This is a genomic window from Streptomyces sp. NPDC032198, from assembly GCF_040636975.1.
Taxonomy (GTDB): domain Bacteria; phylum Actinomycetota; class Actinomycetes; order Streptomycetales; family Streptomycetaceae; genus Streptomyces.
Window position 1 is genome coordinate 954,398 of sequence record NZ_JBEZVL010000001.1, and the last position, 12,715, is coordinate 967,112.

Genomic DNA, 12,715 nt, shown 5'->3' on the forward strand with positions numbered 1-12,715 from the left:
CCGAGCATACGGAGGTCAGGGCACTACATGGCCACCGGGTACATCGACCCCCGCCGCCCCTCAGGCGAGGCGAGCCACTCCAGTTTCGCCGCGGTCTCCGCCTCCGGAAGCGGCGTATGCAGCACGATCGTCAGATCGGGCCGCGCCGGCACCCGCAACGCCGTCGACTCGACGTGCAGCGCCCCCACCAGGGGGTGGATGAGCTCCTTGTGGACCTGGCCCGCGGGCCGCACGTCCCGCCGCTCCCACAGTTCGGTGAACTCCTCGCCCGCCGCCTCCCGTACCTCGGCGAGGACCGTCTGGAACCCCTCGTCGTCCGGGGTCTCCGAGCACGAGGCCCGGAACTGCGCGACGACCGACTCCGCGTTCGTCCGCCAACTCACGCTCCGGGAGCGGTAGATGGGGTCGGTGAAGAAGTCCACGAGGCAGTTCTGGGTGATCTCGGGACGCATCCCGAAGACCATTCCGGCCGCGTCGTTGTACATGACGCAGTTGTAGTAGCGGTCCATGATGTGCGCCGGATACGGCATCCACGTGTCGATCAGGCGCTGCATCCCGTCGCTCATGCCCCGGTCGGCCTGCTCGACCTCGGGCGCGGGCGGGTTGAGCCCTGCCAGCACGTACAGGTGCCGCCGCTCGGCGCTCGACAGCTTCAGGACGCGGCCCACGGAGTCCAGGACCTGCGGCGACACCGAGATGTCACGGCCCTGCTCAAGCCACTGGTACCAGGAGGCGCCCACCCCGGCGAGCACGGCGACCTCCTCGCGGCGCAGCCCCGGCGTACGCCGCCGCGCGCCACCGTCCGGAAGGCCTGCCTCCGCGGGGCTGACCCGGGCCCGGCGGCTCATCAGGAACTCGCGCAGCTCACCGAGCCGCCGTGCCTTGGCCTCGTCCCGCGGCCGTACCGCCGCCGCCTCACTCGTCCCTGCCATCGCAGCTCCCCCCTGCCTGGTGTTCCGACCACCAGCATAAGTTCCCGCTCCCCACGGCTGTTCCGGACGCCCGAAGCTCGTTCCATGGCGATCGACACCACCACTCCCCCGTCTCCCGCGGCCCTCGCACCGCAGCCCCCGGCCGAGCCCGCGGCCCCCAAGCTCTCCTCGCGCGACAAGCTCGTCCTCTTCGTGCTCTGCGCCGCCCAGTTCATGGTCGCGCTGGACTTCTCCGTGCTGAACGTGGCGCTCCCGGTGCTCGGCGCCGACCTGGGCATGAGCCAGTCCGCGCTGCAGTGGGCGGTGACCGCGTTCGCGCTGCCCTCCGGCGGCTTCCTGCTGCTCTTCGGCCGCACCGGCGACCTCTTCGGCCGGCGCAAGCTGTTCCTCGGCGGCCTCGCCCTCTTCGGCCTCGCCTCGCTGCTCGCCACCTTCGCCTGGGACCCGGCGTCCTTCCTCGCCGGGCGCGCGCTGCAGGGCGTCGGCGCGGCGGCCATCGTGCCGACCGGCATGTCGCTGCTCACCACGACGTTCCCCGAAGGGCCGCAGCGCGACCGGGCGCTCGGGATATCCGGCACGCTGCTCTCGCTCGGCTTCACGGTCGGCATGGTTCTCGGCGGCGTCCTCACCGACACGCTCGGCTGGCGCTCCACGATGGGCCTGCTGACCCTCTTCGCGCTGATCGTGCTGCCGCTCGCGCCGGGCCTGCTGCCGGAGTCCCGCACCCCGGACCGCCCCCGCCTCGACATCCCCGGCGCGGTCACCGTCACCGGCGGTCTGCTCGCCCTGATCTACGCGCTCTCCACGGCCGCCGAACGCGGCTTCGGCGGCATGGACGTCATCGTCACGCTGATCACCGGCGTCCTGCTGCTCGCCGCCTTCGGGTACATCGAGTCGCGTGCCGCGTCCCCCCTCGTCTCGCTGCCGATGCTGCGGCGGCGGACGGTGGCGTGGGGCAACCTGGGCGGTCTCGTCACCTTCTCGATGATGTCGGTGGTCGTCTTCGTCCTCACCCTGTACCTGCAGGAGGTCCTGAAGCTCTCGGCTTTCCAGACGGGTCTGGTCTTCGGCGTGCAGGGCGTGCTCTCGGTGGTCGCCGGGATCTACGCGCCGAAGGTCATCAGCCGCTTCGGGGCGCGCCGCACCCTGGTCGTCTCGCTCCTGGGCCAGGGCCTGCTCATCGCGACGCTGCTCGGTATCGACGAGGGCATGGGGTCGGTCTGGCTGGCCACGGCGGGCGTCTCGCTGGCGAGCATGTTCCACCTGGGCGCGATCATCTCGTACGGCGTGACGGTCACGTCGGGTGTCCCGGACGAGGAGCAGGGCCTGGCCACCGGCCTGGTGACGTCCACCCAGCAGGTGGGCATCACGATCGGCATCCCGCTCCTGGGGGTCCTGGCGACCACGAGCACGGATCTCCTGGCCGGGGCGCGGACGGTGCTCCTGATCGACGCGGCCGTGGTGCTCGTGGCGGCGGCCCTGGTCGCGGTGGGCCTGCGCACCCGGCGCGACGCCTGACGCGAAAGGCCTTAGGGCCGGTCGAGCCGGAGTCGCTCTGCCTTCGGGAGACCCGCGACCACCAGGTCGTACGAGTCCTCGACGAGCTCCCGGACCTGCTGGTCCGGGAGCTTCGCGTCGACCGTCACGGTGTTCCAGTGGCGCTTGTTCATGTGCCACCCCGGCACGATCTCCGGATGCGCGGCCCGCAACTGGACCGCGATCTCGGGGTCGCACTTCAGGTTCACGGTCAGCGGCGAGGCGTCCAGCGAGGTCAGCGCGAACATCTTCCCCGCGACCTTGAACACCGAGGCCCCGGGGCCGAACGGGAACTCCTCGACCACGTCGTTGAAGGACAAGCAGAACGCGCGCAGTTCCTGCGGATTCACGCCGACGTCTCCTTCTCCGCGCCCACGGGCGCGACCGGCTCCACGAGCACCGTCACGATCTTGTTCCGGCGTCCGGCGGCGGATTCCGCGGTGAGCCGCAGGTCCCGTCCGTCCGGCAGCGGCACGACCGCGGACGCGTCGGCGATCGGCACCCGGCCGAGGGCCTTGGCGAGCAGGCCGCCGACCGTCTCGACGTCCTCGTCGTCGAACTCGTCGAGTCCGAAGAGCTCGCCGAGGTCGCCGATGTCCAGGCGCGCGGTGACGCGGTAGCAGCCGTCCGCGAGCTCCTCGACGGGCGGCAGTTCACGGTCGTACTCGTCGGTGATCTCGCCGACGATCTCTTCGAGGATGTCCTCGATGGTGACGATGCCGGCCGTGCCGCCGTACTCGTCGATGACGACGGCGACGTGGTTGCGCTCCTGCTGCATCTCGCGCAGCAGGTCGCCCGCGTTCTTCGTGTCGGGCACGAACGTCGCCGGGCGCATCGCCGTCGACACCAGGTCCGCCTCGCTGTCGCGGTTGATGTGCGTCTTGCGGGCCAGGTCCTTGAGATAGACCATGCCGACGACGTCGTCCTCGCTCTCCCCGGTCACCGGGATGCGGGAGAAGCCGGAGCGCAGGGCGAGGGTGAGCGCCTGCCGGATGGTCTTGAAGCGCTCGATGGCGACCAAGTCCGTGCGGGGCACCATGACTTCGCGTACGAGGGTGTCGCCGAGCTCGAAGACGGAGTGCACCATGCGGCGCTCGTCGTCCTCGATGAGGGATTCCTTCTCGGCGAGGTCGACCATCGCGCGCAGCTCGGCCTCGGAGGCGAACGGACCGCGCCGGAAGCCCTTGCCGGGCGTGAGCGCGTTGCCGATGAGGATCAGGAGCGGCGGGATCGGGCCCATGACGCGGGCCAGCGGCAGCAGGACGTACGCTGCGGCCGTCGCCGTGTTGAGCGGGTGCTGGCGGCCGATGGTGCGCGGCGAGACGCCCACGGCGACGTACGAGACGAGGACCATCACCGCGATGGCGACGGCCAGCGCCTGCCAGGTCTCGTCGAATTCGTTCAGGCAGGCGTACGTCACCAGGGACGCCGCCGCCATCTCGCACGCCACGCGCACGAGGAGTGCCACGTTGAGATAGCGGGTGGGGTCGGCGGCGACCTGCGCGAGCTTGGCGCTGCCGCGCCGCCCGGAGCGGACCGCCTCCTCCGCGCGGAAGCTGGAGACACGGGCGATGCCCGCCTCGGCGCAGGCCGCGAGCCAGGCGACGACGACCAGGGCGACGGCGCCCGCGATCAGCTGGAAACTCATGGCCCTACGAGACGGTGGGCGCGGGAGAGGGCCCGGTCAGGCCGTTCTCGGCGCGCCAGCCGTCGACGATGGCCGCCTGAAGGCCGAACATCTCGGCCTTCTCGTCCGGCTCCTCATGGTCGTACCCGAGCAGGTGCAGCACCCCATGGACGGTGAGCAGCTGGAGCTCCTCGTCCATGGAGTGCTCCGTGGGTGCTTCCTTGCCCTGCTTGATGGCGACCTCGGGGCAGAGCACGATGTCGCCGAGGAGGCCCTGGGGGGCCTCCTCCTCGTCCTTGGCCGGCGGACGCAGTTCGTCCATCGGGAAGGACATGACGTCCGTCGGTCCCGGCAGGTCCATCCACTGGATGTGGAGCTGCTCCATGGCGTCCTCGTCCACGACGATCACCGAGAGCTCGGAGAGCGGGTGGATGCGCATCCGCGCGAGGGCGTAGCGGGCGATGTCGAGGATCGCCTGCTCGTCGACCTCGGTCCCGGATTCGTTGTTGACGTCGATCGACATGGTGCGGTTTCCGCTACTTCCCGTTTTTCTTGTTCTGCTGGCTGTCGTCGTACTTCTCGTACGCGTCGACGATACGGCCGACGAGCTTGTGCCGTACGACATCGTGCGAGGTGAGCCGCGAGAAGTGCACCTCGTCGATGCCCTCCAGGATGTCCTGGACCTGGCGCAGCCCGGACTTGGTGCCGTTCGGCAGGTCGACCTGGGTGACGTCGCCCGTGATCACGATCTTCGACTCGAAGCCGAGGCGCGTGAGGAACATCTTCATCTGCTCGACGCTGGTGTTCTGCGCCTCGTCGAGAATGATGAACGCGTCGTTCAGCGTGCGGCCTCGCATGTACGCGAGCGGGGCGACCTCGATCGTGCCCGCCGCCATCAGGCGGGGGATCGAGTCCGGGTCGAGCATGTCGTGCAGCGCGTCGTACAGCGGACGCAGATACGGGTCGATCTTCTCGTAGAGCGTGCCCGGCAGGAAGCCGAGCCGCTCGCCGGCCTCGACGGCGGGGCGGGTCAGGATGATGCGGTTGACCTGCTTGGCCTGGAGCGCCTGCACGGCCTTGGCCATGGCGAGGTAGGTCTTGCCGGTGCCCGCGGGGCCGATGCCGAAGACGATGGTGTTCTTGTCGATGGCGTCGACATAGCGCTTCTGGTTGAGCGTCTTGGGGCGGATCGTGCGGCCCCGGGACGAGAGGATGTTCTGCGTGAGGACCTCGGCCGGGGTCTCCGGTCCGTCGCCCTCTCCTGCCCCGTCCGCCCTGAGCATGGCGATCGAGCGTTCCACTGCGTCCTCCGTCATCGGCTGACCGGTGCGGAGCACCAGCATCATCTCGTCGAACAGACGCTGGATGAGGGCGACTTCATGGGCGTCACCGACAGCGCTGATCTCATTGCCCCGGACATGGATGTCGGCCGCCGGGAAGGCCTTCTCGATCACGCGCAACAGGGCGTCTCCGGAGCCGAGCACCGTCACCATCGGATGGTTCGCCGGGACGGTGAAGTGGGCTCGGGCCTGACCCTGGGCAGGGGTACGAGCTGTGGGTGATTGAGTCATGGGCCGGCACTCAGGCCTGCTCATCCTCCTCATGCGGGGCTTGGTGGCCGCTCGACAGCCTTGCACTGCCAAGAGTACGACGCACCACTGTCACGGCTGTAGGGCTTTTCCACTCCGGTCACGCACGAATGTGCGACTGCCGGGCGGCTCGGGGAGCCGGCTACGCGGACCGGAACCCGATCGTGGGCACGGCGCGCCGCAGCGGCCACGGCCGGGTGGCCTCCGGAAGCAGCCCCTCCAGGAACCCGTACCGGCGCAGCGCCACCGGGTCCTGGTCGTCGACCTCCCGCACGGTGCGCCACCACGTGGCGACCTCCGCCCAGCCGGGCGCCGAGAGGGACCCCCCGAATTCCTGTACGGAAAGGGCCGCCGTGAGCCCCGCGAAGGCGAGCCGGTCCGCGAGCGGCCACCCGGCGAGCGTGCCGGTCACGAAGCCCGCCACGAAGACGTCACCGGCCCCCGTGGGATCGAGGGCCTCCACCGCGATGGCCGGAACCTCGGCGGTCTCGCCGGTCCGCCCGTCCACCGCGTACGCCCCTTCCGCCCCCAGCGTCACCACGGCGAGCGGCACGTGCTCGGTCAGCGCCCGCGCGGCGGCCCGCGGGCACTGCGTACGGGTGTACCGCATGGCCTCTTCCGCGTTCGGCAGGAACGCCTCGCAGTGCGCCAGATCCGCGAGCCCCGCCAGATCCCAGCGCCCGGTGTCGTCCCAGCCGACGTCGGCGAAGATCCGCGTGCCCGAGCGGGCGGCCTCGGCGATCCACGGGGCACGGGTGCCCGGCGTCAGGGAGGCGACGGCGGCACGCGCGCGGGGCGGGCAGGCCGGGGCGCCGCCGTCCGGGGAATCGGCGTCGGGCGGCGGCTCGTGCCCGTGGCTGACCATGGTCCGCTCGCCCTCGTACGCCATCGAGACGGTCACCGGTGAGTGCCAGCCGGGCACGGTGCGTGAGGTCGCCAGGTCGATGCCCTCGCCCTGTTCGAGGGCGTCCCAGCAGTACTCCCCGTAGTGGTCGTCCCCGAACGCCGCGGCGAGGGAGGTGCGCAGGCCGAGCCGGGCCAGCGCGGTCGCCATGTTGGCGACGCCACCGGGGCTCGATCCCATGCCCCGCGCCCAGGACTCCGTGCCGCGTACGGGCGCGGAGTCGAGTCCCGTGAAGATGATGTCGAGGAAGACCGTGCCGGTGAGGAAGACGTCGCAGGGCGGATCGCCTGCCCTGCGGGCTCCCTTGAGCGGGTCGATGCTGGGTTTGAGAGGTACGACCATGCAGGGACCGTAACGGACGGACGCCGGACGGGCCCGCTGCGGCCCGTCCGGCGTCCGGGGGCCGGCGCCCCTGCCGCGGCCCTCCGCGGTCAGTCGAACGAATAGTCCGCGACCTCGGCGAGGTAGCGCGCCCGCAGCGCCTCTTCCTCCGCGCCGCCGTCGAGGAAGGACGCCTCGAAGGAGTTCCGGGCGAGCTCCCGCAGCCGCTCCTGGTCGAGCGCGAGGGCTTCCCGTACGGCGTGGAAGGTGTCGTCGACATAGCCGCCGAAGTAGGCGGGGTCGTCGGAGTTGACCGTGCACAGCAGCCCGGCGTCCATCATCGACGCGAGGGGATGCTCCTCGAGTACGTCGATGGCGCGCAGCCGGACGTTGGACAGCGGGCAGAGGGTGAGCGGAATCCGCTCCCGCACGAGGCGCTCCACGAGCTCCGGGTCCTCCACGCAGCGCAGCCCGTGGTCGATGCGCTCGACACCCAGGACGTCCAGGGCCTCCGTGATGTACGCGGGCGGCCCCTCCTCGCCCGCGTGCGCGACCCGGCGCAGGCCGAGCGCCGCCGCCGCCTCGTACACCTCACGGAACTTGGCGGGCGGGTGGCCGACCTCGGCGGAGTCGAGGCCGACGCCGATGATCCGGTGCAGATGGGGCTTGGCGGCCTCCAGCGTCTCCAGGGCCGACTCGGCGGACTCGTCACGCAGGAAGCACATGATGAGCCGGGTGGAGATGCCGTGCCGCTCGACGCTGCGGTCGAGGGCGCGCCCGAGCCCTTCGATCACCGTGCCGATGGGGACGCCGCGCACCATGTGCGCCTGCGGGTCGAAGAAGATCTCGGCGTGCCGCACGCCCTGCCGGGCGGCCCGGGCCAGATACGCGTCGGCGAGCTCCTCGAAGTCCTCCTCGGTCCGCAGGACGGCCATCAGCCCGTAGTAGAGGTCGAGGAAGGACTGCAGGTCGTCGAAGAGGTAGGCCTTGCGGAGCTCTTCGGTGTCGGCGTACGGGAGGGTGACGCCGTTGCGGGCGGCGAGGGAGAAAGCCAGCTCGGGTTCGAGGGTGCCCTCGATGTGGAGGTGGAGTTCGGCTTTGGGAAGGGGCATGGCGGCGGCTCACTCAGGTGGTTCGTTTGGGCATAGGTACACGCAACAGGTCTTGTGCGACGGTGAGTTCACCGTCGAATCCCGCTTCCCGGGCCTGCTGCTCGAAAACGCCGGGGTCGGGGTAGCGCTGGCTGAAGTGGGTCAGCACGAGATGCCGGACGCCGGAGTCCACGGCGACCCGGGCGGCCTGCCCCACGGTCAGGTGACCGTGGTCGGTGGCGAGCCGCTCGTCCTCGTCGAGGAAGGTGGACTCGATGACGAGCATGTCGCAGCCCTCGGCGAGGGCGTGGACGCCGTCGCAGAGCCGGGTGTCCATCACGAAGGCGAACTTCTGCCCCCGCCGCACCGTGCTCACGTCGTCGAGCGTGACGCCCCGCAGCTCGCCCTCCCGCTGCAGGCGTCCCACGTCGGGTCCCGCGATGCCGTGCTCGGCGAGCAGCTCCGGGAGTATCCGCCGGCCGTCGGGCTCCGTGATGCGGTAGCCGAAGGACTCGACGGGGTGCGAGAGCCTGCGGGCGTCCAGCGTGAAGGAGGGGGTGGCGGCCAACTGCCCGTCATCCGCGACGGGTTGCTGCACGAGGGAGACGGTCTCGCGATAGGCGGTGGCGTACCGCAGCCGGTCGAAGAAGTGCTGCCCCGAGCGCGGGAAGTGCACCGTCACGTCGTGCGGGACGCGGTCCAGGTTGATCCGCTGGATGACGCCCGGCAGTCCCAGCGAGTGATCGCCGTGGAAGTGCGTGACGCAGATCCGGTGCAGGTCGTGCGCGGCGACCCCGGCACGCAGCATCTGCCGCTGCGTGCCCTCGCCGGGGTCGAAGAGGATGCCGTGGCCGTCCCAGAGCAGGACGTACCCGTTGTGGTTGCGGTGCCGGGTGGGGACCTGGCTCGCGGTGCCGAGGACCACCAGTTCGCGTACGGACAAGGCGAGTTATCCGGGGGGCCACTGCAGGCCGCGTCCGCCCAGGACGTGGGCGTGCGCGTGGAAGACGGTCTGGCCCGCGCCGGAGCCGGTGTTGAAGACGATGCGGTAGCTGTCCGCCTTCTCCTCGGCGGCGACCTCTCCTGCCTCGCGCAGGACGTCGGCGGCGACGGCCGGTTCGGCGGCGGCGAGGGAGGCGGCGTCCGGGTAGTGCGCCTTCGGGATGATCAGGATGTGGGTGGGGGCCTGCGGGTTGATGTCCCGGAAGGCGACGGTCGTGTCCGTCTCCCTGACGAGGGTCGCGGGTACGTCCCCTGCGACGATCTTGCAGAACAGGCAGTCAGCCTGCGGTTCTCCCGCCATGGGGCGCCTCCGGTCCTAGCTGGTTCACTGTGGCCCCCCGCATGCTATCCGGGCCGCGCCCTGGCCTGGCCCCTCCCTCACCCCGCGGCGCCCTCCCTGCCCGAACGCCCCGCAGCACCAACGCGGCCGTATGTCCGCCCCGCCTCAGCCCCCCGGCAGCTCCGGGGCCGTCTTGGGAGGGGTTGTGTCCAGGGACGTGAGGGCCAGGCGGATGGCCTCGTCCAGTTGTGGGTCGCGGCCCGACGCGTAGTCCTCCGGCGTCGTCACCACCTCCACGTCCGGGTCCACCCCGTAGTTCTCGACGCCCCACCCGTACCCCTCCAGCCAGAACGCGTACTTCGGCTGCGTCACCAGCGTCCCGTCCACAAGCCGGTACCGGCTGTCGATCCCGATGACCCCGCCCCACGTCCGCGTGCCCACCACGGGCCCGATCCCCAGCGCCTTGATCGCCGCGTTCACGATGTCCCCGTCGGAACCGGAGAATTCGTTGGCGACCACGACGACGGGGCCCCGCGGCGCGTCCGCCGGGTAGCTGTACGGCTGTGTGCCCCGCGGCAGGTCCCAGCCCACGATCTTCCGGGCCAGCTTCTCCACCACGAGCTGGGACGTGTGCCCGCCACGGTTCTCCCGTACGTCCACGACCAGGCCGTCCCTGGCCACCTCCACCCGCAGGTCCCGGTGGATCTGCGCCCAGCCGGGAGCCTGCATGTCCGGCACGTGCAGATACCCGAGCCGCCCCCCTGACCGCTCATGGACGTACGCACGCCGGTCCACGACCCAGGCGTGGTACCGCAACGGCTCCTCGTCGTCGACGGGGATGACCACGGCGTGCCGCGGATCGCCGCCGCCCGAGGGCGAGATCGTCAGCTCCACCGGCTTCCCCGCCGTACCCACTAGGAGCGGTCCAGGACCCGTCACCGGATCGACCGGACGCCCCGCGACGGCGAGGAGCACGTCCCCGGCCCGCACCGCGACCCCGGGCGCGGCGAGCGGCGACCGGGCGGCGGGGTCCGACGTCTCGGACGGCAGGATGCGGTCGATCCGCCACGCCCCGTCCGCGCCCCGCGAGAGATCCGCGCCGAGCAGCCCCTGCCGCACCGCCGCACTCCCCCAGGCCCCGCCCCCCATGACGTACGCGTGCGAGGTGCCGAGCTCACCGGCCACCTCCCACAGGAGGTCCACGAGGTCGTCGTGCGTGGCGACCCGGTCCAGGACCGGGCGGTACCGGTCGAGTACGCCGTCCCAGTCGACCCCGCCCAGATCGGGCCGCCAGAAGTTGTCCCGCATGAGACGCCCGGCCTCGTCGTACATCTGGCGCCATTCGGCGGCGGGATCGACGGTCTGTCTGACCCGCGTGAGGTCGACGGTGATGTTCGAGTCGGAACTGTCGTCACCGGATGCCCGCCGGTCGCTCGGCACGACCTTCAGCTTTCCGTCGGCCCACAGCAGGACCCGCTTGCCGTCGCCGCTGACGGCGAAGTGATCGGCGTCGGATGCCAGTTCCTCGATGCGCTGCTGTACGAGGTCGTAGCGTTCGAGCTCGGTCTGCGGGTCGGGATCGGACGGGGTGGCCCGGGACGCGCCCAGGACGCCTCGCACGGGATGCCGCAGCCACAGGACGCCGTCCTTGGCGGCCCGCAGCGTCGAGTAGCGGGCGGCCTCGACCGGGAAGGGCACGATGCGGTCGGCGAGACCGTCGAGGTCGATGCGGGTGACGGGCGAGCCCTCGCTGTCCGGGGTCTCGTCCTTGTCGGGCGCCTCGAAGGGGCGCCCGTGCCGCTGCGGCCCGAAGGGCGAGGGAGTCGTGGCGGCCAGCGTGATCAGGTGGGGCCGCGAACCCCCGACGAAGGCGAGGTCGAAGACGTGCTCGTCGTAGACGGGGTCGAAGGCGCGCGCGGACAGGAACGCCAGATGCTTGCCGTCCAGGGTGAACGCGGGCGCGTAGTCACGGAACCGCAGCGGCGTCGCCTCGGACACCGAGAGATCGGCGGTGTTCGCCAGCTTGAGCTGCCGCAGCGGACTCGGCCCCGGATGCGACCACGCGAGCCAGGCCGAGTCCGGCGAGAAGACGAGCCCGGTGGCATCCCCGTGCTCCCCGCGGTCGACCTCGCGCACCTCGCCGCTCTCCCGCTCCACCAGGAGCACCCGCCCGTCGTGCGAGGCGACGGCGGCGCGGCTGCCGTCGGGCGCCATGGCGAGCCCGAGCACCCGGCCGAGCTGCCCGGCGGCGATCCTGCGCGGTGTGGCTCCGGGCGCGAGCCCCGTGGCCGGTGCGAACTGGAGCGCGTCGTCGCCCTCCGCGTCCGTCACCCACACGACGTGTTCCTCGCCGTCGACGCGGAACGTGCGCGGCAGCCGTGCGCGCACCCCGTGCTCGGCGGCGAGCGCGCGGGCGGGCCCCTCGCGGTGGGTCACCCAGTGCACGCCGCCGCGCACGGAGACGGCGCTGCCCCGTCCCGTGTGGTCGGGGGTGGCGGCGCCGAACCAGCGTGCGGCGGTGACGGGGTACGGCTGGAGGTCGGTGCGCTGGCCGCCGAGGCGGACGTCGATACGGCGCGGCTCGGCGTCCACCAGGTCGTCCAGGAGCCAGAGTTCACCCGCCGACGCGTACACGACGCGGGTGCCGTCGGTGGCGGCGTGCCGGGCATAGAAACCCTCGACACTGGTGTGCCGGCGCAGATCGGAGCCGTCGGGCAGCGAGGAGTAGACGGCGCCGACGCCTTCGTGGTCGGAGAGGAAGGCGATGCGCTCACCCACCCACAGCGGGTACTCGATGTTGCCGTCGAGCTCTTCGTGGACGCGTACGAAGCGGGCGTCGCCGCCTTCGTCGTCCGTGTCGCCGCGCCGGATCCAGAGCTTGCCGGCCGTGCCACCGCGGTACCGCTTCCACCAGGCGGCCTCGCGCCCCATCGGCGCGGAGAGCAGCAGGACCTGGCCGTCGCGCGGGCCGTGCGCCACGTCCCCCACGATCCCGTACGGCAGCGTGTCCGCGGGCCCGCCGTCCAGCGGAACGGCCCGCGCCCAGCTGCGGCGCAGCGAGGCCTGGCCGGACGTGCTGATGGCGAGGACCTGTCCGTCCGGGGTCCAGCCCCGCACCGACGTGCGGGAACTGCCCCAGTACGTCAGGCGCTTGGAGGAGCCGCCGTCGACCGGGGCGACGTGCACCTCGGGGGCGCCGTCACGCGTGGACGTCCAGGCGACGGTCGTTCCGTCCGGGGAGATGCGGGGGTGGTTCACCGGCATGTTGTCGGCGCTGACGCGCCATGCCCGGCCACCTTCGAGAGGAGCGACCCAGACGTCGTCCTCGGCGGTGAAGGCGACCAACTCGCCGCGCAGATGCGGAAACCGGAGATACGCAGGGTGCCCAGTCAGTGTCACCCGGCCAGCCTAGGCAGCCTCGGCGGAACCGGAC

The 12,715-nt window shown here is 71.5% G+C and carries 11 protein-coding genes; 1 reads left to right on the forward strand and 10 read right to left on the reverse strand.

The window, feature by feature from the left end; translation table 11 throughout:
* Positions 1-23: 23 nt before the first annotated feature.
* The gene (locus AB0E78_RS04440; protein ID WP_361828557.1) at positions 24-848 is read right to left on the reverse strand and encodes a helix-turn-helix transcriptional regulator; all 825 of its coding nucleotides are present in this window, start codon (positions 846-848) and stop codon (positions 24-26) included.
* A 168-nt stretch (positions 849-1,016) separates the two neighbouring features.
* Between AB0E78_RS04440 and AB0E78_RS04445 the strand changes: the two genes are divergently transcribed.
* Positions 1,017-2,450 (forward strand): MFS transporter, encoded by a 1,434-nt coding sequence (locus AB0E78_RS04445; protein ID WP_361828086.1) that lies wholly within the window; start codon positions 1,017-1,019, stop codon positions 2,448-2,450.
* 11 nt (positions 2,451-2,461) lie between these two features.
* On the opposite strand, the gene AB0E78_RS04450 is transcribed toward AB0E78_RS04445, so the two are convergent.
* From AB0E78_RS04450 to AB0E78_RS04490, 9 genes are all read right to left on the reverse strand, one after another.
* Positions 2,462-2,818 carry an MmcQ/YjbR family DNA-binding protein gene (locus AB0E78_RS04450; protein ID WP_361828089.1) on the reverse strand — a complete coding sequence of 119 codons (357 nt, stop codon included), beginning with the start codon at positions 2,816-2,818 and terminating at the stop codon, positions 2,462-2,464.
* The gene (locus AB0E78_RS04455; protein ID WP_361828092.1) at positions 2,815-4,116 is read right to left on the reverse strand and encodes a hemolysin family protein; all 1,302 of its coding nucleotides are present in this window, start codon (positions 4,114-4,116) and stop codon (positions 2,815-2,817) included. The genes AB0E78_RS04450 and AB0E78_RS04455 overlap by 4 nt, the downstream gene beginning before the upstream one ends.
* Positions 4,117-4,120: 4 nt before the next feature.
* Positions 4,121-4,618, reverse strand: coding sequence for an rRNA maturation RNase YbeY (gene ybeY / locus AB0E78_RS04460; RefSeq protein ID WP_361828095.1), 498 nt, complete (start codon positions 4,616-4,618; stop codon positions 4,121-4,123).
* Positions 4,619-4,631: 13 nt separating this feature from the next.
* Positions 4,632-5,666, reverse strand: coding sequence for a PhoH family protein (locus tag AB0E78_RS04465; RefSeq protein WP_361828097.1), 1,035 nt, complete (start codon positions 5,664-5,666; stop codon positions 4,632-4,634).
* A 160-nt stretch (positions 5,667-5,826) separates the two neighbouring features.
* On the reverse strand, positions 5,827-6,930 hold the full coding sequence (locus AB0E78_RS04470) for a PfkB family carbohydrate kinase (protein ID WP_361828100.1): 1,104 nt from the start codon (positions 6,928-6,930) through the stop codon (positions 5,827-5,829).
* 89 nt (positions 6,931-7,019) lie between these two features.
* Positions 7,020-8,021 (reverse strand): adenosine deaminase, encoded by a 1,002-nt coding sequence (locus AB0E78_RS04475; RefSeq protein ID WP_361828103.1) that lies wholly within the window; start codon positions 8,019-8,021, stop codon positions 7,020-7,022.
* 13 nt (positions 8,022-8,034) lie between these two features.
* A complete protein-coding gene (locus AB0E78_RS04480) occupies positions 8,035-8,943 on the reverse strand; it encodes a ribonuclease Z (RefSeq protein ID WP_361828105.1) in 909 nt (302 codons plus the stop codon).
* 6 nt (positions 8,944-8,949) lie between these two features.
* Positions 8,950-9,303, reverse strand: coding sequence for a histidine triad nucleotide-binding protein (locus AB0E78_RS04485; protein ID WP_361828107.1), 354 nt, complete (start codon positions 9,301-9,303; stop codon positions 8,950-8,952).
* Between the two features lie 144 nt (positions 9,304-9,447).
* Complete coding sequence (locus AB0E78_RS04490) at positions 9,448-12,675, reverse strand: S41 family peptidase (RefSeq protein WP_361828560.1); 3,228 nt, start codon at positions 12,673-12,675, stop codon at positions 9,448-9,450.
* Between the last annotated feature and the right edge of the window lie 40 nt (positions 12,676-12,715).